General features: G+C 65.2%; 16 protein-coding genes. 7 read left to right on the top strand and 9 right to left on the bottom strand.

From position 1 onward, the window contains the following. Nucleotides 1-19: 19 nt before the first annotated feature. Nucleotides 20-1,195, bottom strand: a complete 1,176-nt coding sequence (locus tag RCF34_RS11310) for a VWA domain-containing protein (protein WP_308708238.1) — start codon at nucleotides 1,193-1,195, stop codon at nucleotides 20-22. Nucleotides 1,196-1,203: 8 nt separating this feature from the next. Next, a complete protein-coding gene (locus RCF34_RS11305) occupies nucleotides 1,204-2,037 on the bottom strand; it encodes a MoxR family ATPase (RefSeq protein WP_308708237.1) in 834 nt (277 codons plus the stop codon). A gap of 110 nt (nucleotides 2,038-2,147) precedes the next feature. Between RCF34_RS11305 and cysK the strand changes: the two genes are divergently transcribed. Beyond that, nucleotides 2,148-3,122 (top strand): cysteine synthase A, encoded by a 975-nt coding sequence (gene cysK / locus RCF34_RS11300; RefSeq protein ID WP_308708236.1) that lies wholly within the window; start codon nucleotides 2,148-2,150, stop codon nucleotides 3,120-3,122. Nucleotides 3,123-3,224: 102 nt separating this feature from the next. Here cysK and RCF34_RS11295 read toward each other — a convergent pair whose 3' ends face one another. The 5 genes from RCF34_RS11295 to tig all read right to left on the bottom strand — a co-directional run bounded on the left by RCF34_RS11295 (nucleotide 3,225) and on the right by tig (nucleotide 11,211). Further along, nucleotides 3,225-5,081 carry a SurA N-terminal domain-containing protein gene (locus RCF34_RS11295; protein ID WP_308708235.1) on the bottom strand — a complete coding sequence of 619 codons (1,857 nt, stop codon included), beginning with the start codon at nucleotides 5,079-5,081 and terminating at the stop codon, nucleotides 3,225-3,227. Nucleotides 5,082-5,255: 174 nt separating this feature from the next. Further along, complete coding sequence (gene lon / locus RCF34_RS11290; protein ID WP_308708234.1) at nucleotides 5,256-7,652, bottom strand: endopeptidase La; 2,397 nt, start codon at nucleotides 7,650-7,652, stop codon at nucleotides 5,256-5,258. Between the two features lie 126 nt (nucleotides 7,653-7,778). After that, complete coding sequence (clpX, locus tag RCF34_RS11285; protein ID WP_133859302.1) at nucleotides 7,779-9,059, bottom strand: ATP-dependent Clp protease ATP-binding subunit ClpX; 1,281 nt, start codon at nucleotides 9,057-9,059, stop codon at nucleotides 7,779-7,781. A gap of 109 nt (nucleotides 9,060-9,168) precedes the next feature. Next, nucleotides 9,169-9,810, bottom strand: coding sequence for an ATP-dependent Clp endopeptidase proteolytic subunit ClpP (clpP, locus tag RCF34_RS11280; protein ID WP_007162222.1), 642 nt, complete (start codon nucleotides 9,808-9,810; stop codon nucleotides 9,169-9,171). A 90-nt stretch (nucleotides 9,811-9,900) separates the two neighbouring features. After that, nucleotides 9,901-11,211, bottom strand: coding sequence for a trigger factor (tig, locus tag RCF34_RS11275; protein WP_308708233.1), 1,311 nt, complete (start codon nucleotides 11,209-11,211; stop codon nucleotides 9,901-9,903). A 281-nt stretch (nucleotides 11,212-11,492) separates the two neighbouring features. On the opposite strand from tig, the gene RCF34_RS11270 reads away from it, so the two are divergent. Both RCF34_RS11270 and RCF34_RS11265 read left to right on the top strand, forming a co-directional pair. Further along, entirely contained in the window at nucleotides 11,493-12,800 is a 1,308-nt protein-coding gene (locus tag RCF34_RS11270) for an Nramp family divalent metal transporter (RefSeq protein WP_308708232.1), read from the top strand. A 56-nt stretch (nucleotides 12,801-12,856) separates the two neighbouring features. Continuing rightward, nucleotides 12,857-13,807, top strand: a complete 951-nt coding sequence (locus tag RCF34_RS11265) for a 2-hydroxyacid dehydrogenase (protein ID WP_308708231.1) — start codon at nucleotides 12,857-12,859, stop codon at nucleotides 13,805-13,807. A gap of 28 nt (nucleotides 13,808-13,835) precedes the next feature. Here RCF34_RS11265 and RCF34_RS11260 read toward each other — a convergent pair whose 3' ends face one another. Together RCF34_RS11260 and RCF34_RS11255 are read right to left on the bottom strand one after the other, a co-directional pair. Beyond that, nucleotides 13,836-14,282 carry a hypothetical protein gene (locus RCF34_RS11260; protein WP_308708230.1) on the bottom strand — a complete coding sequence of 149 codons (447 nt, stop codon included), beginning with the start codon at nucleotides 14,280-14,282 and terminating at the stop codon, nucleotides 13,836-13,838. A gap of 98 nt (nucleotides 14,283-14,380) precedes the next feature. Further along, nucleotides 14,381-15,337, bottom strand: a complete 957-nt coding sequence (locus RCF34_RS11255; RefSeq protein WP_308708229.1) for a LysR family transcriptional regulator — start codon at nucleotides 15,335-15,337, stop codon at nucleotides 14,381-14,383. 208 nt (nucleotides 15,338-15,545) lie between these two features. Here RCF34_RS11255 and RCF34_RS11250 point away from each other — a divergent pair, with 208 nt between their 5' ends. The 4 genes from RCF34_RS11250 to RCF34_RS11235 are packed head-to-tail and all read left to right on the top strand — an operon-like array spanning nucleotide 15,546 to nucleotide 20,749. Continuing rightward, on the top strand, nucleotides 15,546-17,279 hold the full coding sequence (locus tag RCF34_RS11250; protein WP_308708228.1) for an AMP-binding protein: 1,734 nt from the start codon (nucleotides 15,546-15,548) through the stop codon (nucleotides 17,277-17,279). After that, nucleotides 17,276-18,790 carry a CoA-acylating methylmalonate-semialdehyde dehydrogenase gene (locus RCF34_RS11245; protein WP_308708227.1) on the top strand — a complete coding sequence of 505 codons (1,515 nt, stop codon included), beginning with the start codon at nucleotides 17,276-17,278 and terminating at the stop codon, nucleotides 18,788-18,790. The genes RCF34_RS11250 and RCF34_RS11245 overlap by 4 nt, the downstream gene beginning before the upstream one ends. Before the next feature lie 13 nt (nucleotides 18,791-18,803). Next, a complete protein-coding gene (gene mmsB / locus RCF34_RS11240) occupies nucleotides 18,804-19,700 on the top strand; it encodes a 3-hydroxyisobutyrate dehydrogenase (RefSeq protein WP_308708226.1) in 897 nt (298 codons plus the stop codon). After that, nucleotides 19,697-20,749, top strand: a complete 1,053-nt coding sequence (locus tag RCF34_RS11235; protein ID WP_308708225.1) for an enoyl-CoA hydratase/isomerase family protein — start codon at nucleotides 19,697-19,699, stop codon at nucleotides 20,747-20,749. Before mmsB ends, RCF34_RS11235 begins: the two co-directional genes overlap by 4 nt.

The raw sequence follows: 20,749 nt of genomic DNA, 5'->3' as shown, positions 1-20,749 counted from the left end.
CGGCCTTGGCCGGGTTTTTTCATGGGCGGGTCAAGGTACGGATGGCTTCGCCGAGGCCTTCGCCGGTCAAGGGAAACATCCGCTGGGCCATGAGTTCGCGCAGCAGCCGGATCGAGGTGCTGCTGGCCCAGCCCTCCTGCGGATAGGGATTGAGCCAGACCGCCCGGGGGAAGTGCTGGCACAGCCGCTGGATCCAGAGCGCGCCGGATTCTTCGTTCCAGTGCTCGACGCTGCCGCCGGGATGGGTGATCTCATAGGGCCCCATGCTGGCATCGCCAACGATCACCAGCCGATAGTCCGCGCCATAGCGGCGCAGGAGCTCGCTGGTCGCCAGCCCCTCTTCGTGGCGCCGGGCATTGTCCCGCCAGACGCGTTCGTAGACGCAGTTGTGGAAGTAGTAGTACTCCAGGTGGCGGAACTCCAGCCGACAGGCGCTGAACAACTCGCTGCACAGCCGCACATGCAGATCCATGGAGCCGCCGACATCGAGCAGCAGGAGCACCTTGGTCGCGTTGTGCCGCTCCGGACGATAGCGCACGTCCAGCAGGCCGCCCTCGCGCGCCGTAGCCGCGACGGTCCCCTCCAGGTCGAATTCCGCCGCCGCGCCCTGGCGGGCGAAGCGCCTGAGCCGGCGCAGGGCCAGCTGCAGGTTGCGGCGGTCCAGCGGGGCGCGATCGTCCAGATTGCGGTAGTCGCGTTGCTCCCAGACCTTGGCCGCCCGCCCTTGCCGGGTACCGGCCTCGCCGGCGCGCACGCCGAAGGGATTGTAGCCACCGCTGCCGAAGGGACTGGTGCCTCCCGTGCCGATCCACTTGTTGCCACCGGCGTGCCGCTCGCGCTGTTCGGCGAGGCGCTGCTGCAGGGTGGCGAGCAGCTCATCGAGGCTACCCAGCGCCTGGAGCCGCTGGCGCTCCTCCTCGGACAGTCGCCGCTGCAGCTCCAGTCGCAGCCAGTCCGCGGGAACCGCCTGCGCATCCGGGGAAGGCTCCGACCTGGCCATCTCGCCGGCATAGACCCGATCGAAACGGTCGAAGAAGCGCTCGTCCTTGACCAGTACGGCGCGGGCCAGCAAATAGAAGGCGTCGGGATCGGCCACTGCCAGGCCGGCATCCAGCGCGGCGTGCAGGTCCAGCAGTTCGCCCAGGGACACGGGGATGCCCGCCGCCCTGAGTCGGGTGAAGAAATCGAGGAACATGCCTCTCCTCAGCTCCGGCGACGGCGCATGAAGGCCTGGCGTTCGAGCAACTGCAAATCCTGCTCGTTCTTCAACAGGGCGCCCGCCAGCGGCGGCAGACCACCCTCGCCATGCAGTGTCCGTTGCGCCACCTCATCGCCCAGCAGCAGCGCGAGCCAGTCCACCAGCTCCGAGGTGGACGGCTTCTTCTTCAGCCCCGGCACGCTGCGCAGGTCAAGGAAGAGATCCAGGGCCTCCTTGACCAGACGCTGCTGGAGGTCGGGATAGTGCACCTGGACGATGCGCTCGAGGGTTTCGCGCTCGGGAAAGCGGATGAAGTGAAAGAAGCAGCGGCGCAGGAAGGCGTCCGGCAGTTCCTTTTCGTTGTTTGAGGTGATGATGATGATCGGGCGCCGCTGGGCGCGGATGGTCTCGCCGGTCTCGTAAACGTGGAACTCCATGCGATCGAGTTCCAGCAGCAGATCGTTGGGAAATTCGAGGTCGGCCTTGTCGATCTCGTCGATCAGCAGCACCACCGGGTCCTCGGCGGTGAAGGCGTCCCACAGCTTGCCCGGCTTGATGTAGTTCGCCACCTCCTGCACCCGGGGATCGCCGAGCTGGGAGTCACGCAGGCGGCTCACCGCATCGTATTCATAGAGGCCCTGCTGCGCCTTGGTGGTGGACTTCACATGCCAGGTGATCAGCCGCGCGCCCTGGCTCTCCGCCACCTGTTCGGCCAGCAGCGTCTTGCCGGTACCCGGTTCACCCTTCACCAGCAGCGGACGCCCCAGCTGGATGGCGGCATTGACCGCCAGACTGAGTTCGGCCGTGGCCACATAACGCTCGGTACCCTGGAAGGCCATCACAGATCCTCGGCAGCTGTTTCGCCTGACGATAGCATGCCGCGCCCGGGCTGGACGTCATCGGACGCAAGGCCTAGGCTGCGAGTTTTCCGCGCCGTACAGGATCCGCCATGAGCCGCATCTTCGCTGACAACGCCCAGTCCATCGGCAATACGCCGCTGGTCTACATCAATCGCCTCGGCCCCAAGGGCGTGACCCTGCTCGCCAAGATCGAGGGGCGCAACCCGGGCTATTCGGTCAAGTGCCGCATCGGTGCCAACCTGATCTGGGACGCCGAAGCCAAGGGGCTGCTCAAGCCGGGCATGAGCCTGGTCGAGCCGACCTCGGGCAATACGGGCATCGGCCTGGCCTATGTCGCCGCCGCGCGGGGTTACCGCCTGGTACTGACCATGCCCGCCTCCATGAGTCTGGAGCGGCGCAAGGTGCTCAAGGCGCTCGGTGCGGAGCTGGTGCTGACCGAGCCGGCCAAGGGCATGAAGGGCGCCATCGAAAAGGCCCGGGAAATCGCCGAGAGCGAACCCGATCGCTATTTCATGCCGCAGCAATTCGACAACCCGGCCAATCCAGCCATCCACGAGAAGACCACCGGCCCCGAGATCTGGAACGACACCGATGGCGCCATCGATGTACTGGTAGCCGGCGTGGGTACCGGCGGCACCCTGACCGGCATCTCGCGCTTCATCAAGAACACCAAGGGCAAGCCGATCCTCTCGGTGGCCGTCGAGCCGGAGACCTCGCCGGTCATCAGCCAGACCCTGGCCGGTGCCGAGGTGAAACCCAGCCCGCACAAGATCCAGGGTATCGGCGCCGGCTTCGTGCCCGGCAATCTTGATCTCACCATGGTCGATCGCGTCGAGCAGGTGAGCGATGAGCAGGCCAAGCTGATGGCCCAGCGACTGATGCGCGAGGAAGGCATTCTCTGCGGCATTTCCTGCGGCGCCGCCATGGCCGCCGCGGTCCGGCTGGCCGAGACACCGGAGATGCAGGGCAAGACCATGGTGGTCATCCTGCCGGATTCCGGTGAGCGCTATCTGTCCACGATGCTGTTCGACGGCCTGTTCGACGAGCAGGAACTTGTCCAGTAATCATCTGGAAGCGCTGCCCTCTCCCTGCGGACGCTGCCAGCAAGACCTGGCCAGCGTTATCGCCGCCCAAGAAAAAGCCCGGTTTCCCGGGCTTTTTTCGTATCAGAGATGCTTGATCTCGGCCTTGGCATCCAGGGCCCGACGATAGGCCGCGAAATCGACCTGTCCGGCGCGCGAAGCCAGGTAGCGACGGTACAACGCCTTGTCCTCGGCGCTCAGGGCTTCCTTGGGCACCCCTACGCCCTGCAAGCGGATCAGCACGAAGTCACCGTTCTGCAGGCTGATTCCGGCATAGGACGGCTTGTCGGCTTCCGGCTTGGCCATGCGGAAGGCCGCCTGCAGCACCTGGGGATCGACGCCCTCCTGGTTGCGGGTGGCGGCTTCGACCGTACGCCAGTCACCTGCGGCCGCCTTGCCACCGGCACGCAGGGTCTTGAGCTGCTCTTCGCCAGCCTGCTTGGCAACGGCTGCGGCCTTTTCCTGAGTCAGGCGGGTCACGATCTCTTTCCTGACCGCATCCAGGGGTTGCAGCTGAGGCGTGCGGTGCTCCTTGTCACGAATCACCACCAGGGTCTCCGGATCGAGTTGCAGCGCGGTGCTGTTGGCACCGTTGCGCAGGACGTCTTCACTGAAGGCCGCCTCGATCACCTGACGGTTGGCGGTCAACCCTTCGCCTCCTTCGCGACCGAAGGGAGCGCTGGTCTTGACCTGCAGACCCAGCTCCTGGGCCGGCTGGCTCAGGTCGGAGGACTCATAGGCGGAGCTTTCCAGCTTGCGGCCCGCTTCCACGAACAGGCGGTCGGCGTCTTCCGCCTTGAGCTGCTGCTCCAGACGCGGCCGGACACTGGCCAGCGTCGGCACTTCCGGCGCCTGGACGCCCTGCAGCTTGATCAGGTGCCAGCCAAAGCTGGTACGCACCGGTGCCGACACCTGCTGGGGTGCCAGGGCGTACAAGGCCTCTTCGAAGGCCGGATCATAGACGCCGCGACCGGCGAAGCCGAGGTCACCGCCATTGGCCGCCGAACCCGGGTCCTGGGAGAACTCCTTGGCCAGCTTGCCGAAGTCTTCACCCTTCTTCAGGCGTTCCTGGATCTGCTGGATCTTGGCCTTGGCCTGGTCGTCGTTCTGCTTGTCGTTGACCTCGATGAGGATATGGGCGGCGTCACGCTGCTCCGACAGATTGGCGATTTCGGATTTGTAGGCGGCCTGCAGGCGGCTTTCGTCGACCTTGGCCTTGGCCAGGAAGGCATCCTTCTTCAGCTCGACGTACTCCATGACCACCTGCTCGGGGGTCATGAAGGCGTTCTTGTGGCTGTCGTAGTAGGCCCGGATCTCGTCCTGGGTCGGCGTGATGCCGGCCGGCGAGGCCTTGACGGTACGCATGGCGAAATCACGGGTCTGACGTTCGAGGGCGGCGAAGGCCTCGATATCGGCATCGGTGACGAAATTGCTGCCGACGATGCCAGCGCGCAGTTGACCGATCAGCATCTCGTCGCGCAAGAGATCGCGGAATTGCAGGCGGTTGTAGTTCATTTGGCGAACGGCCTGGTCGAAGCGCTGCGGATCGAAACGCCCTTCGGTCTGGAATTCGGGGGTATTGAGGATCAGTTGATCCAGTGCCTGCTCGGAGAAGGCGAAGCGATCGGCCTTGGCGCTCTGCAGCAGCAGTTGCTTGTCGATCAGTGCCTTGAGCGCGGATTCACGCAGCAGACGATCATCCAGGGTGGACGGATCGAAGCCCTGCCCCAATTGCTGCTGCAGCTGGCGACGCTGCATTTCCACGGCCTGGGCCAGTTCCGTCTGCTTGATCTCGTCGCCGTTGACCAGGGCAACGGCGCCCTGGTGACCCGTGGCGCGGATGATCGCTTCGAAGCCGGTCAGTGCCATCAACAGGATGATGAATCCGATGATGACTTTGGCAATCCATCCCTGCGAACGGTCCCTGATGTTTTGTAGCATGTTCCCCCCACGAGCTGTGGCCGGACCGGCCATGGCGAAATCGTCGAATAGCAAATAGCGAAAAGGCGCATCTCGAGATGCGCCTTTTCGTCAATCAAGGACCTTGCATCCAGCAGGACGGCGGAGCACCAGCAACCTCGTCTGGCAGCCCGCCCATCAAGCCCAGGTACGCTGTCAGTGGGTACTGACGCGCTCCTTGCCTTCCTGATCCCGCTTCTCGTCCTTGCTGACGAGCTCCGGACCATCGTCCGGAAGCGGCTCCGGGGTGTATTGCAGCGCAACCTCCAAGACCTCGTCAATCCATTTGACCGGCTTGATCTGCAAGTCGGCCTTGATGTTGTCCGGAATGTCCCGCAGATCCCGGACGTTTTCTTCCGGAATGATCACGGTACGGATGCCGCCACGGTGGGCCGCGAGCAGCTTTTCCTTGAGGCCGCCGATGGCCAGGACCTGACCACGCAGGGTGATCTCGCCGGTCATGGCCACGTCGGCACGGACCGGAATGCGGGTGGCCGCCGAGACCAGCGCCGTGCACATGCCGATACCGGCACTCGGACCGTCCTTGGGCGTCGCGCCTTCGGGGACGTGGATATGGATGTCGTGCTTCTCGTGGAAGTCCTTGGGAATACCCAGGCTGCGACCACGGCTGCGGACCACGGTCAGGGCCGCGGTGATGGACTCGGCCATCACATCGCCCAGCGAACCGGTCTTGATCATCTGGCCCTTGCCGGGAACGACCGCGGACTCGATGGTCAGCAGTTCGCCACCCACCTGGGTCCAGGCCAGCCCGGTCACCTGACCGATCTGATCCTGCTGCTCGGCGAGACCGTAGCGGAACTTGCGTACGCCCAGCCAGTGCTCCAGGGTGTCCACGGTGACGCTGGCGGTACGCTCCTTGCTCAGGGCGTGCTGCTTGACCACCTTGCGGCAGACCTTGGCCACCTGGCGCTCCAGGCTCCGGACGCCCGCTTCGCGGGTGTAGTAGCGGATGATGTCGCACAGCGCGGCCTCATCGAACTCCACCTCGCCCTTCTTCAGGCCGTTGGCCTTGACCTGCTTGGGAATCAGGTAGCGGGTGGCGATGTTGACCTTTTCCGCCTCGGTATAGCCCGGCAGGCGAATGACTTCCATGCGATCCAGCAGCGGCGCCGGAATGTTCATGGAGTTGGCGGTGCAGACGAACATCACGTCGGAGAGGTCGTAGTCCACTTCGAGGTAATGGTCGTTGAAGGTATGGTTCTGCTCCGGGTCCAGGACCTCGAGCAACGCGGAGGCGGGATCGCCGCGCATGTCGTTACCCATCTTGTCGATTTCGTCGAGCAGGAACAGCGGATTGCGCACCCCGACCTTGGTCATCTTCTGGATGAGACGACCCGGCATGGAGCCGATGTAGGTGCGGCGGTGACCGCGGATCTCGGCTTCGTCACGCACGCCACCCAGGGCCATGCGTACGAACTTGCGACCGGTGGAGCGGGCGATCGACTCGGCCAGGGAGGTCTTGCCCACCCCGGGCGGACCGACCAGGCACAGCACCGGGCCGCGCACCTTCTTCACGCGCTTCTGCACGGCGAGGTATTCGAGGATGCGTTCCTTCACTTCCTCGAGACCGTAATGGTCCTTGTCGAGGACTTCCTCGGCACGCCCCAGGTCCAGGCGGACCTTGCTTTCGGCCTGCCACGGCACGTTCACCAGCCAGTCGATGTAGGAGCGCACCACCGTGGCTTCAGCCGACATCGGGGACATCTGCTTGAGCTTGTTCAGCTCGGCATTGGCCTTGGCCAGGGCATCCTTGGGCAGACCGGCGGCTTCGATGCGACGCTTGAGGTCATCGACCTCGTTGTGCCCTTCGTCGATGTCACCCAGTTCTTTCTGGATGGCCTTCATCTGTTCGTTGAGATAGTACTCGCGCTGGCTGCGCTCCATCTGCTTCTTGACACGGCCGCGGATGCGCTTCTCCACCTGCAGGAGGTCGATTTCCGCATCCAGCAGGGCCAGCACGTGCTCGACACGCGCACCCAGCTCGGTGATCTCGAGGATTTCCTGCTTCTGCTCGATCTTCAGCGCCATGTGCGCGGCCATGGTGTCGACCAGGCGGCTGGGGTCCTCGATGCTGTTGAGCGAGGACAGCACCTCGGCGGGAACCTTCTTGCCGAGCTGCACGTATTGCTCGAACTGACTCATCAGGCTGCGCGAGAACACCTCGGATTCGCGATCCGGAGCTTCGCTGTCCTCGATCAGCGTGACCAGTGCACGGGCGTAGGCCTGGCTCTCGACGAAGGACTCGATACGGCCACGCTGCTCGCCCTCGACCAGGACCTTGACGGTACCATCGGGCAGCTTGAGCAGTTGGAGAACGGTTGCGACCGTACCCATGTGATACATGTCATCCGCCGCCGGGTCGTCATCGCCGGGATTCTTCTGCGCGACCAGCAGGATCTGCTTGTCGCCAGCCATGGCGGCCTCGAGGGCCTCGACGGACTTTTCCCTTCCGACGAACAATGGGATGACCATGTGGGGATAGACCACTACGTCACGTAGGGGCAGCAGGGGAAGTTCTATCGTCGTAGTCATGGGATACGGGTCTCGGCAAATAATCGGCCGCAGATGCGGTTAAGGCCTCGGTTTCCTCTAACATGAGGTTGGCCGCCGCAAAATACAACCGTCGCTGAAATGAAAAAGGGGCCGAAGCCCCTTCTGTCACGCGTCCGGCGCCGCCTTGGCGGGCTCGCTGTTCTCGTAGATGAGCAGCGGCTGGGAACTCCCGTCGATGACGCTCTCGTCGATGACCACCTTGCTGACTTCCTTCTGCGAAGGAATCTCGTACATGGTCTCGAGCAGGATGCCTTCGAGGATGGATCTCAGACCCCGGGCACCGGTCTTGCGCTCCAGCGCCTTGCGGGCGACCGCCTTGAGGGCGTCGGGACGGAATTCCAGATCCACGTCTTCCATCTCGAACAGCTTGGCGTACTGCTTGGTCAGGGCGTTCTTCGGCTCGGTCAGGATCTGCATCAGCGCCGGCTCGTCCAGCTCGTCCAGGGTCGCGATGACCGGCAGACGGCCGACGAACTCGGGAATCAGACCGAACTTGACCAGATCCTCGGGCTCGGCGTCACGCAGGGATTCGCCGATCTTCTTGCCCAGCTCCACGCTGCGTACCTCGGCGTTGAAGCCGATGCCGCCACCCTTGGTGGAACGGTTCTGAATGACCTTTTCCAGACCGGCGAAGGCGCCACCGCAGATGAACAGGATGTTGCGGGTATCGACCTGCAGGAATTCCTGCTGGGGATGCTTGCGGCCACCCTGAGGCGGAACCGACGCCACGGTACCTTCGATCAGCTTCAGCAGGGCCTGCTGCACGCCCTCGCCCGACACATCGCGGGTGATGGAAGGGTTGTCGGACTTGCGCGAGATCTTATCGATCTCGTCGATGTAGACGATACCCATCTGGGCCTTTTCCACATCGTAGTCGCACTTCTGCAGCAACTTCTGAATGATGTTCTCGACGTCCTCACCCACATAACCGGCTTCGGTCAGAGTGGTGGCATCGGCGATGGTGAAAGGCACGTTGAGCAGGCGCGCCAGCGTTTCCGCCAGCAAGGTCTTGCCCGAACCGGTCGGGCCGATGAGCAGGATGTTGCTCTTGCCCAGTTCGACGTCGTCCTTCTTCTCGCGCTGATTCAGACGCTTGTAGTGGTTGTAGACGGCAACGGCGAGGACCCGCTTGGCACGCTGCTGACCAATGACATACTGGTCGAGGATGGCGCTGATTTCCTTCGGCGCTGGCAGCTTGTGCGCATTGCTTTCGGCCTGAGCTTCCTGGACTTCCTCGCGGATGATGTCATTGCACAGGTCGACGCATTCGTCGCAGATGAAGACGGAGGGTCCAGCGATCAATTTACGTACTTCGTGCTGACTCTTGCCGCAGAAGGAGCAGTAAAGCAGCTTGCCGTTATCGTCGCTATTGCGCGTATCTGTCATTCGATCGATCCAATGGAATGTGCTTACATCAACAAGATGGAGCCTATTGCACGGTTTTTCAAGCCTACCTGCCCAAACGACGGCGCCTGGGCAGGTGGTCGAGGGGGGGTCAGGCGGGGATGTTGCGCTTCTCGAGGACCTTGTCGATCAGGCCGTAGGCAACGGCTTCGGGGCCACTCATGAAGTTGTCACGGTCGGTGTCGCGGGCGATCACGTCCATGGGCTGACCGGTGTGATGCGCCAGTACCTTGTTCAGACGCTCACGGATGGTCAGAATTTCACGGGCGTGAATTTCGATGTCCGACGCCTGACCCTGGAAGCCGCCCAGCGGCTGGTGAATCATCATCCGCGAGTGCGGCAGGCAGAAGCGCTTCTCGGCGGCACCGCCTGCCAGCAGCAGGGCGCCCATGCTGCAGGCCTGGCCGATGCAGATGGTCGAAACGTCGGGCTTGATGAACTGCATGGTGTCGTAGATCGACATGCCGGCGGTCACCGAACCACCCGGGCTGTTGATATAGAGGTGGATGTCCTTGTCAGGATTCTCCGCTTCCAGGAACAGCAGCTGGGCGACGACCAGATTGGCCATGTAGTCCTCGACCTGACCCACCAGGAAGATGACCCGCTCCTTGAGCAGCCGGGAGTAGATGTCGTAGGCGCGCTCGCCCCGGGCGGATTGCTCCACCACCATGGGTACCAGACCGCCAGCGGCTTGAATATCGGGCATGGATTGCATGTATGAATTGCGGGACATGTCCTGCACTAGCTCCCTATCTGGATGACCTGTCAAAAACACATAAGCCAGCACGAGGCTGGCTTAGGTGAACTAGCAACTGGAGGCAGATCAGGCTGCTTGCGGAGCCTCGGCCGGTTTGACCGCGTCCTCGTAGGAGACCTGCTTGTCGGTGACTTTTGCCTGCTTGAGGACAGTATCCACGACTTGTTCTTCCAGTACAACCGAACGCACTTCGTTCAGCTGCTGCTCGTTCTGGTAGTACCACTTCACTACCTGCTCGGGCTCCTGGTAGGCCGCCGCCATTTCCTCGATCAGCTCGCGGACGCGGGCATCATCGGGCTTGAGCTCGAACTGCTTGACCATCTCGGCGATGATCAGACCCAGCAGCACGCGGCGCTTGGCCTGTTCGCTGAACAGCTCGGCCGGCAGTTGCTCGGGCTGGATGTTGCCACCGAACTGCTGGACGGCCTGAACGCGCAGACGATCCACTTCGTTGCTGATCAGAGCAGCCGGAACGTCGATCTGGTTGGCGGCCAGCAGACCGTCCATGACCTGGTTCTTGACCTTGGTCTTGAGGGCCTGGCGCAGCTCGCGCTCCATGTTCTTGCGCACTTCGGCGCGGAAACCTTCGACAGTGGTCTCTTCCACGCCGAACTGCTTGAAGAAGGCTTCGTTCAGTTCGGGCAGCTCGGGCGCGGCCACTTCCTTGACGGTGACCTTGAACTGGGCGGCCTTGCCGGCCAGATCCAGGTTCTGGTAGTCCTCGGGGAAGGTCAGGTCGAGCACGCGCTCGTCACCGGCCTTGGCACCGACCAGGCCGTCTTCGAAACCGGGGATCATGCGACCCGAACCCAGCACCAGCTTGGTGTTCTCGGCGGAGCCACCGGCGAAGGCTTCGCCATCCTGGGTGCCGACGAAATCGATGGTGACCTGGTCATCGTTGGCGGCAGCACGGTCAACGGCCTCGTAACGGGTGCCCTGCTTGCGCAGCACGTCGAGCATCTTGTCGATGTCGGCGTCTTCGACGCTTGCGTCCTGACGCTCGATCTCGATGCCGTCCAGGCCCTTGACTTCGAACTCGGGGAAGACTTCGAAGGTGGCGACGTATTCCAGGTCCTTGCCCTTTTCGAACACCTTGGGTTCGACGGCGGGTGCGCCGGCCGGATTGAGCTTCTGCTCGACAACGGCTTCGTAGAAGGTTTCCTGAATGAGATCACCCAAGGCTTCCTGACGAGCCGAGGCTTCGTAGCGCTGGCGGATGACGCTCATGGGTACCTTGCCCGGGCGGAAACCGGGAACCTTGGCACGCCGTGCAGTCTGCTGCAGACGCTTGTTCACTTCGGTTTCAATACGCTCGGCCGGCACGCCAATGGTCATGCGACGCTCGAGAGCAGAGGTGTTTTCAACGGAAACTTGCATGGATATTCCTCGTGGCACAGAAACAGGCCGGCACTCCGACCCCCCAGAATCAAGGGCGACCATTCTAGAGACAGTCTCAGGCGAAGTCACCTGGCTTGATCCCGCGGTGCGTACGGGCGTTACCGAAGCGAGCCCGACGGGGCAGGTCGAGAGCAACATTTTGTTGCCCGCCTTTAGTTGTACGACGTCATATGTAGTGCTAAACCCTGAAGGGCAAGCTAACGGAACGGCCGCCTCCGGCCTTATTCACAACAACAACAATCGTTAGGAGAACCGCCCCAATGGACCAATCCGGTTCCGTCGAGAAATCCGTCCCCGAGATCAAGGAGCAAACCTCCGGACTACGCCGCCTGGCGAAGCTACTGGGCCCCGGCATCATCGCGGTGCTGTCCTGGCTGGGCGCCGGGGACCTCATCACCTCCTCGGTGGCAGGTGCCAACTACGGCTACGCCATGATGTGGGTGCTGGCGGTGTCCCTGCTGCTGCGCTTTCTCATCGTCAACATCATCGCTCGCTTCCAGCTGTGCAATAACCGCGGCATGTCGATCCTCGAAGGCTATGCCCAGCTGCACCCGGTGTTCGCCTGGTTCATGCTCGGCTATGCGCTGATCATGGGGCACCTGACCAACGCCTACATGCTCAAGGGCGCTGGCGAGGCCCTGGCTACCCTCCTCCATGTCGACTATCCGCTGCTCTGCTCGGTGGCGGTGGTGATTGCGGTCTGGCTGCTGGTGGGGCGCAACTTCTATGCCCTGATCGAAGGCGTGATGAAGGTGCTGCTGGCGGTCATGACCCTGGCCTTCATCACCCTGGCGGTGATGTCGGGCCCGGACCTGGGCGGCATCCTGCGCGGCACCATCGGCTTCAGCATTCCGCCGGACGAAGGCGTGCATGGGGCTCTGCTGGTGGCCGTGTCGGTCATTGGCGCCGTGGCCGGTTCCATCGCCAACTTCGTGCATCCCTATGTGATGAAGGAAAAGGGCTGGACCGGCCCGGAGCACAAGCGCATCCAGCGCAACGACCTGCTGTTCGCGGTGGTGGTTGGCATCATCATCAATCTAGCCATCTGGGTCGTCGGCGTGGAAATCCTCAGACCCAACGGCCTGCAGGTGAACACCCTGAATGACCTGGGCTCGGCGCTGGAACTGTTCTTCGGCTCGGGCGGCTGGTTGATTTTCTTCACCGGCGTCTTCGCCACCCTGTTCGCCAGCGTGGTGGGCAAGACCACCGCCTTCCCCATGCTGATCACCGACGCCCTGCAGCACATCCGTCCGGAACGCCGCGAACGCTATGGCAAGACCTTTCACAAGGACCCGGCGCACAAGTGGTTCCTGCTCTTCATCCTGGTGACGCCGCTGGTATGGTCGCTGCCGGGCATGCCCGACTTCGTGACCCTGACCATCGGCGTGAATGCCCTCAACATCGTCGGCCTGCCGGTGATCTCCCTGGGGCTGCTGATCATGTCCAACCAGAAGTCACTGCTGGGCGACGAGTACCGCAACAACTGGTTCGAGAACCTGGCGCTGGGCTTCGCCACCCTGCTGGCGATCTGGGTCGCGATCCAGCTGGGCCTGCAGTTGCTGGGCTAAAGCCCTGCCGTTTCGGGGCGGGTTCGCCGCCCCTGCTTTTTCCAAGGAGTCTAGAGATGCCTGAACAGAACGAACGTCCACTGCTGCTGCAGGTGGGTCCGCTGCTGCCTGCCCTGCAGGACGCCCTCGATTCACGCCATGAGGTGCTGCGGCTCTGGGAAGCGCCCGACCCGTCCGCACTGCTCGCCGCGCGTGGCCAGGACGTGGTGGCCCTGGTCACCTCCGGGGTCCATGGCGCGACGCGCGAGTTGATGAGCGCCCTGCCCGGCCTGCAGGCGGTGTTCAGTTTCGGGGTGGGCTACGACAGCATCGACATCGCCGCGGCACGAGACCTGGGCGTGGTCGTGAGCAACACCCCGGGCGTGCTGGACGACTGCGTCGCCGACACCGCCTTCGCCCTGCTGATCGATGTGGCGCGGGGCATCAGCGCCGCGGATCGTTTCGTGCGCCGCGGCGACTGGCGTTCGGGCAGGTTTCCGCTGACCTCGCGCCTGGCCGGCAAGACCTGCGGCATCGTCGGGCTGGGTAATATCGGCAAGAGCATCGCCCGCCGGGTGGAGGCCTTCGGCATGGAGGTGGCCTACCACGGTCGCCAGCGGCAATCGGACGTCCCCTATCGTTATCACGCCGATCTGGAAGACTTGGCGAAGGCGGCGGATTTCCTGGTCCTGTCGCTACCAGGAGGCCCCGCCACCGACGGGCTGATCGATGCCCGCATCCTCGCCGCCCTGGGTCCGCGGGGCTATCTGATCAATATCGCCCGCGGCAGCGTGGTCGACGAGCAGGCCCTGGTAGACGCGCTGCAGGCGGGAGCCCTGGGCGGTGCCGGCCTGGACGTCTTCGCCGACGAACCCCAGGTCCCCGAGGCCTTGCTGGCGCTGGACAACGTGGTCCTCACCCCGCACCTCGGCAGCGGCACCCGGGAAACGCGCCAGGCCATGGCCGATCTGGTGCTGGCCAACATGGAGCGCTATTTCACCGATGGGACCCTGGTGACTCCCGTCTGAGAAGCGGCGGCCCGAGCGGCCGCCTCCCCTACTCGATGGCGGGCAGGGTCTTGCCGCGGATACGGCGGGCCAGGGAGTCGTAGATCTCGCGGCAGCCCTCATCCCAGAAGCGGTCGGGATCGTCCTGGGGTTCCAGGGCGACGGAGAATTCGCCCTCGCGCTCCTTCAGTACGAAGTGATCGTTGGTATAGAAGAAGGACAGGCCGATGGCGAAGGTCTGGGGGGTGCCGGCCAGGTCATCGACGATCACCGTGAGGTCGTAACGCGCATAGACTTCCAGCTCGCGCACGATGTTGCCATCGACGCGCTTTTCCAGGCCCAGCCCGGCGTCTACCTGATCCGCCGGAGTGAGCCCCAGGTAGCGGGTGAAGCAGTCCGGCAATTCATGCAGGCGACGCTCCAGCTCTTGCCAGTAGGCTTCTTCCCGCTCGGCCGCCTTGCTCAGCGCCTGACTCAATGCCTGATATCGTTCCATTGCCGTTCCCATCTGTTCACTGGAGGCCGTCGAGGGACGGCCGACAGCTCTGAGACCCCAGCCGGGTCCTGGGGTGCCGCACCGATCGGCGACGGGCTTCAGGACGCCGGCCAGCCCAGCACCGGCGCGCGGGTTTCACCGAGCAGGAAGTCGCGATTGGCGTCGGTGCAGGCGCGCAGGTAGTCGGTCACCAGGGTGATGCGGCGCAGGCGGCGCAGGTCTTCGCGGTAGTAGAGCCAGAACTGCCGGGTGATCTGGATCTGCTCCGGCAACAGCGCCACCAGTCGCGCATCGGGCTCGGCGACGAAGCACGGCAGGATGGCCAGGGCGTGTCCGCACAGGGCGGCCTGGTACTGGGCGATCACGCTGGTGCTGCGCAGGCCGCTGCTGGCCTCGGGCAGGATGCGCTCCAGATAGAGCAGCTCGGGGCTGAAGGCGAGATCGTCGACGTAGGTGATGAATCGGTGGCGCTGCAGATCGGCCAGCTGCGTGATGGGCGGATGGCTGGCCAGGTAGTCGGCGGTGGCATAGAGCCGCAGGCGGTAGTCGCAGAGCTTGCGACAGACATAGGGCCCGCGCTCGGGCCGTTCCAGGGTGATGGCGATGTCGGCTTCGCGGCGCGACAGATTGACGAAGTGCGGCACCGGCAGCACCTCCAGGGTGATACCGGGATAGCGATCCTGGAAGAAACTCAGCTGCGGCGCGACGAAGTAGCTGCCGAAGCCTTCGGTGGCGCCGATGCGGACCTGGCCGGACGGCGCCAGCCGGGTATCGGAGATCTGCTCGCAGGCGGTCTGCAGGGTGCTCTCCAGGGTCTCGGCATGCACCAGCAGGCGCTGGCCCTCCATGGTGAGGCTGAAGCCGGTACTGCGCGATTTCTCGAACAGCAGGGCACCGAGCGCCTTCTCCAGCGCCGCGATTCGCCGCGAGACGGTGGTGTAGTCGACCCCCAGCCGCCGAGCGGCGGCGCTGGCCTTCTGGGTGCGTGCCACCTCCAGGAAGAACCTGAGGTCGTCCCAGTCGAGCCGCGCAGCCGGGTTATTGGATTTTTGCATATCGGTCGGGCGTTTTTGTCGGAAGCCAGGGGACTTTTGCCGGAACTATACTGCTTACCGAGTCGCGTCACGAGCGGTGACGGCGCGAACTTCTGCCAGCCAACAACAATAAAGAGCAGGCCACCATGACCCATCCGCACGCCCCCTCCCGGCGCCAGGCCGGACGCTGCCCTTCCTTTCCGACCCTGCAGGCCGCGGGGTATCGCCCATGACCGCGGGCGACGCTTTCCGTGACGCGCGCGACTTCCTGCTGCGCCATCGTACCGACTACGCCACGGCCGCCCGCGACTTTCGCTGGCCGGAGCTGGAACATTTCAACTGGGCGCTGGACCATTTCGATCGCCTGGCCGAGGAGCATGCCGGTCCGGCGCTGTGGCGACTCGATGCCGAAGGCCGGGAAGAACGCTACAGCTTCGCCGAGCTGCGCCAGGCGTCGAATCGCACCGCCAATTTCCTGCGCGCCCAGGGCGTGCAGCGCGGCGAACGCATCCTGGTGATGCTGGGCAACGAGGTGGCGCTGTGGGAGACCCTGCTCGGCGCCTTCAAGCTGGGCGCCGTGGTGGTGCCCGCCACCACCCTGCTCAGCGATGCCGATCTGCAGGATCGGGTGCAGCGCGGGCGTATCGCCCATCTGGTGGTGGGCAGCGCCCACACGGAGCGTTGCACCAGCCTGGATCCGGGCCTTACCCGGATCTGCGTCGGGTCGCCGGTCGCGGGTTGGCAGCCTTACGCACCCGCCGCCTGCGCCAGCGATTTCCTGCCCGATGGGCCGACCCGGGCCGCGGATCCACTGCTGCTCTACTTCACCTCGGGAACCACTTCGCGGCCCAAGCTGGTCCTGCACAGCCATAGCAGCTATCCGGTCGGGCACCTGTCCACCCTCTACTGGATCGGCCTGCAGCCAGGCGACGTACACCTCAATATCTCCTCGCCCGGCTGGGCCAAGCATGCCTGGAGTTGCGTCTTCGCGCCCTGGAACGCCGGCGCCTGCGTGTTCATCCAGGACGTGCCGCGCTTCAAGCCCCAGGCGCTGCTGGAGGTGCTGGCGCGCTATCCGATCACCAGCCTCTGCGCGCCGCCAACGGTATGGCGGATGCTGATCCAGGAGGATCTCGCCGCCTATCGTGATCGACTCGATCTGCGCGAACTGGTCGGCGCGGGCGAGCCGCTCAATCCCGAGATCATCGACAGCCTGCAGGCGGCCTGGGGGCTGCCCCTGAGAGATGGCTTCGGCCAGTCGGAAACCACCGCCCTGGTGGGCAACACCCCCGGACAGCCGCTCAAGCCAGGCTCCATGGGGCGCCCGCTGCCCGGGTGCCACGTCGAGCTGCTGGATGCCGATGGCCAGCCGGGCGATGACGGCGAGGTGGCCCTGTCGCTCCAGCCGCGACCGGCCGGGCTGATGCTGGGCTACGAGGACAGTCGGGAAAAGACCGCCGAGGTGATGCGCGACGGCCACTACCGGACCGGCGATACCGCGGTGCGTGATGCCGAGGGCTATATCACCTTCGTCGGTCGCGCCGATGACGTCTTCAAATCGGCGGACTACCGCATCAGCCCCTTCGAACTGGAGAGTGCGCTGATCGAGCACCCGGCGGTGATGGAGGTGGCGGTGGTACCGAGCCCCGACCCCTTGCGTCTCAATGTGCCCAAGGCTTTCATCATCCTCGCCGCCGGCCACGCGCCTTCGCCTGCGCTCGCGCAGGAGCTGCTCGGCTTCGCCCGTGGCTGCCTGTCGCCCTACAAGCGGGTGCGCCGCCTGCAATTCGTCAGCGAACTACCCAAGACGCTGTCCGGCAAGATCCGCCGCATCGAGCTGCGCCTCGGCGAGGCCCAGCGCCGCGCCCGCGGCACCTCCGATCTCCACGACTACGCCGAAGAAGACTTCGCCGCCCAACCTGCCCCTGCCGCCACGGCCACCGCTCAGGAATCCCTGTCATGACCCAGACCGCCATCCAAGACGTGCCGCTGCTGATCGACGGCCACTTCGTCACCTCCACCAGCCGCGAAAGCCGCGAGGTGATCAATCCGGCGACCCAGGAGGTGCTGGCGCGGGTGCCCTTCGCCACCGCCGAGGAGGTGCAGCGCGCCGTGGCCAGTGCCAAGACGGCCTTCGCCACCTGGCGCAAGACACCCATCGGCGCCCGGGCGCGCATCTTTCTGCGCTACCAGCAACTGATCCGCGAGCACATGAGCGAACTGGCCGCCCTGCTCACCGCCGAGCAGGGCAAGACCCTGGCCGACGCCGAGGGCGATGTCTTCCGCGGCCTGGAGGTGGTGGAGCACGCCGCGGCCATCGGCAACCTGCAACTGGGCGAACTGGCCAACAACGTCGCCAGCGGGGTGGACACGTACACGCTGCTGCAACCCCTGGGCGTCTGTGCCGGCATCACCCCCTTCAACTTCCCGGCGATGATCCCGCTGTGGATGTTTCCCATGGCCATCGCCAGCGGCAACACCTTCGTCCTCAAGCCCTCGGAGCAGGATCCGCTGGTGACCATGCGCCTGGCCGAGCTGGCGCTGGAAGCCGGGGTGCCGCCCGGGGTGCTCAACGTGGTCCATGGCGGAGCGGCGGTGGTGGACGCCCTCTGCGATCACCCGGACATCAAGGCACTGTCCTTCGTCGGCTCAACCCGTGTCGGCACCCACGTCTATCGCCGCGCCAGCGAGGCCGGCAAGCGGGTCCAGTGCATGATGGGCGCCAAGAACCACGCGGTGGTGATGCCCGACGCGCCCCGCGAGCAGACCCTGGCCAACCTGGTGGGCGCCGCCTTCGGTGCGGCGGGTCAGCGCTGCATGGCGGTCTCGGTGGTGGTGCTGGTCGGTGAGGCCAACAGCTGGGTGCCGGACCTGGTGGCCAAGGCGCGCAGCCTCAAGGTGGGTGCGGGTCACGAGAATGGCACCGACGTCGGCCCGCTGATCTCCTGCCATGCGCTGGACCGGGTCAGCGGCCTGATCGAGCGCGGCGTGAGCGAAGGCGCGACCCTGGAGCTGGACGGCCGCAACATCCAGGTCGAGCGCTACGAGAAGGGCAACTTCGTCGGCCCGACGCTGTTTTCCGGGGTGACCACCGACATGACCCTGTATCGCGAAGAGCTGTTCGGGCCGGTGCTCTGCGTGATGCACGCCGCTACCCTCGACGAGGCCATCGCCCTGATCAACGCCAACCCCAATGGCAATGGCGTCGCCCTCTTCACCCGCTCCGGCGCCGCGGCCCGTCGCTTCCAGGAAGACATCGATGTCGGCCAGGTCGGCATCAACGTGCCCATCCCGGTGCCGGTGCCGCTGTTTTCCTTCAGCGGTTCGCGCGCCTCCAAGCTGGGTGACCTAGGGCCCTATGGCAAGCAGGCGGTGCTCTTCTACACCCAGACCAAGACCATCACCACGCGCTGGCCCGACGAGCAGGACGTCGGCAGTGCCGGGGTCGTCAACACCACCATCACCCTCAAGTAAGGGAGGCGCCAGCATGCATCTGGGATTTCTGGGACTGGGCAACATGGGCGCGCCCATGGCCCGCAACCTGCTCAAGGCCGGCCATCAGCTGACCGTCTATGACCTCTCCCCCGCCGCGCTGGAGGTGCTGCGCGCCGAAGGGGCCGAGGTCGCCGCCTCGCCCACCGCCGTGGCGGAGAGTGGCGCGGACGTGATCATCACCATGCTGCCCGCGGCCGCCCAGGTCAAGACGGTCTATCTCGGCGAAGACGGGCTGATCGCCCGGACCCGGCCGGGCACGCTGCTGATCGATTCCTCCACCATCGATCCGCTCAGCGCCCGGGCGGTGGCCAGCACCGCCGCCGAGCGCGGCCTGGAACTGCTGGACGCCCCGGTCTCCGGCGGCACCGGTGGCGCCGCGGCGGGCACCCTCACTTTCATGGTCGGCGGCAGCGAAGCCGGCTTCCAGCGTGCCCAGCCATTGCTGGCCGCCATGGGCCGCAACCTGGTCCACTGCGGCGCCAGCGGCAATGGCCAGGTGGCCAAGGTCGCCAACAACCTGCTGCTGGGCATCTCCATGATCGGGGTGGCCGAGGCCATGGCCCTGGGCACCCGCCTGGGCATGGACGCCAAGACCCTGGCCGGGGTGATCAATACCAGCAGCGGGCGCTGCTGGAGTTCGGAGGTCAACAACCCGTATCCGGACGTGCTGCCCCAGGCGCCGGCTTCGCGCGGCTACCAGGGCGGCTTCGCCGCCGAGCTCATGCTCAAGGACCTGGGCCTGGCCACCGAGGCGGCGCGGGCCGTGCGCCAGCCGGTGATCCTCGGGGCGGTCGCGCAGCAGCTCTACCAGAGATTCAGCCGCGCAGGTGGCGGCGCCCTGGATTTCTCGGCCATCATCCAGGACTACCTGGACGAGGACGGTGCATGAGCGACGCCAAGGTGCTGCTGGAAAGACGCGGCGGGGTCGGCTACCTGACCCTGGATCGAGCGGCCGGGCTCAATGCCCTGGATCTGGAGATGGTGCGCGCCCTGCACGGGGCGCTGCGCGACTGGGAGCAGGACCCGGGGATACGGGTGGTCGTGCTCCGCGGCAACGGGCCCAAGGCCTTCTGCGCCGGCGGCGATGTCCGGGCGCTGTACGACAGCTACCAGCGCGGCGACGACCTGCACCTGACCTTCTTCACCGAGGAATACGCCCTCGACCTGGCACTGCACCGCTATCCCAAGCCGGTGCTGGCCCTGGCCCACGGGCTGGTGCTGGGCGGCGGCATGGGCCTGGTCCAGGCGGCGCGGCTGCGGATCGTCAGCGAGCGCACCCGGATGGCCATGCCGGAAACCGCCATCGGCTATTTCCCCGACGTCGGCGCCAGCCATTTCCTGCCACGCCTGCCCGACCAGCTGGGTCTCTATCTGGGCCTGACCGGCGTGCAGATCGGCCCGGCCGACGCCCTGGCCGCCGGCCTGGCCGACGTCTTCATTCCCGCAGCGGCCAACGACGACCTGCTGCAGCGCCTGGAGGCGGCCACGGCACAGGGACCGACCGATCTGGCCGCGCTGCTGCAGGAGTTCGCCGCGGCGCCGGCCGAAAACGCGCGCCTGACCGATTTGCGCCCGGCCATCGCCGAGCACTTCGCGGCAGCCACCGTCGAAGAGCTGCGCGCCGGCCTGCAGGCCGAGCAGCGCCCCGCCTATCGCGACTGGGCGCAGGACACCCTCGCCACCCTGGATGCCCGTTCGCCGCTGGCGGTTGCCACCGCCCTGGAGCTGCTGCGCCAGGGCAGCGGGCTGGCGCTGGAGCAGTGCTTCGCCCTGGAGCTGCACCTGGATCGCCGCTGGTTCGAAAAGGGCGAGATCGTCGAGGGGGTGCGCGCCATGCTGGTGGACAAGGACCGCACGCCGCACTGGAATCCGGCCCGCTGGCAGGAGCTCGATCCCCGCCGCGTCGCAGCCTTTTTTTCCGATTTTCGCCATTCCTGA

Source organism: Pseudomonas sp. 102515 (assembly GCF_031085165.1).
Taxonomy (GTDB): Bacteria; Pseudomonadota; Gammaproteobacteria; order Pseudomonadales; family Pseudomonadaceae; genus Chryseomonas.
The sequence above is the reverse complement of the archived record's forward strand: the minus strand, read 5'-3'. Positions and strand labels throughout refer to the sequence as shown.

Coding starts and splice junctions, on each gene's coding strand:
- RCF34_RS11310 (WP_308708238.1), bottom strand. CDS start 1,195: ATGTTCCTCGATTTCTTCACCCGACTCAGGGCGGCGGGCATCCCCGTG.
- RCF34_RS11305 (WP_308708237.1), bottom strand. CDS start 2,037: ATGGCCTTCCAGGGTACCGAGCGTTATGTGGCCACGGCCGAACTCAGT.
- cysK (WP_308708236.1), top strand. CDS start 2,148: ATGAGCCGCATCTTCGCTGACAACGCCCAGTCCATCGGCAATACGCCG.
- RCF34_RS11295 (WP_308708235.1), bottom strand. CDS start 5,081: ATGCTACAAAACATCAGGGACCGTTCGCAGGGATGGATTGCCAAAGTC.
- lon (WP_308708234.1), bottom strand. CDS start 7,652: ATGACTACGACGATAGAACTTCCCCTGCTGCCCCTACGTGACGTAGTG.
- clpX (WP_133859302.1), bottom strand. CDS start 9,059: ATGACAGATACGCGCAATAGCGACGATAACGGCAAGCTGCTTTACTGC.
- clpP (WP_007162222.1), bottom strand. CDS start 9,810: ATGTCCCGCAATTCATACATGCAATCCATGCCCGATATTCAAGCCGCT.
- tig (WP_308708233.1), bottom strand. CDS start 11,211: ATGCAAGTTTCCGTTGAAAACACCTCTGCTCTCGAGCGTCGCATGACC.
- RCF34_RS11270 (WP_308708232.1), top strand. CDS start 11,493: ATGGACCAATCCGGTTCCGTCGAGAAATCCGTCCCCGAGATCAAGGAG.
- RCF34_RS11265 (WP_308708231.1), top strand. CDS start 12,857: ATGCCTGAACAGAACGAACGTCCACTGCTGCTGCAGGTGGGTCCGCTG.
- RCF34_RS11260 (WP_308708230.1), bottom strand. CDS start 14,282: ATGGAACGATATCAGGCATTGAGTCAGGCGCTGAGCAAGGCGGCCGAG.
- RCF34_RS11255 (WP_308708229.1), bottom strand. CDS start 15,337: ATGCAAAAATCCAATAACCCGGCTGCGCGGCTCGACTGGGACGACCTC.
- RCF34_RS11250 (WP_308708228.1), top strand. CDS start 15,546: ATGACCGCGGGCGACGCTTTCCGTGACGCGCGCGACTTCCTGCTGCGC.
- RCF34_RS11245 (WP_308708227.1), top strand. CDS start 17,276: ATGACCCAGACCGCCATCCAAGACGTGCCGCTGCTGATCGACGGCCAC.
- mmsB (WP_308708226.1), top strand. CDS start 18,804: ATGCATCTGGGATTTCTGGGACTGGGCAACATGGGCGCGCCCATGGCC.
- RCF34_RS11235 (WP_308708225.1), top strand. CDS start 19,697: ATGAGCGACGCCAAGGTGCTGCTGGAAAGACGCGGCGGGGTCGGCTAC.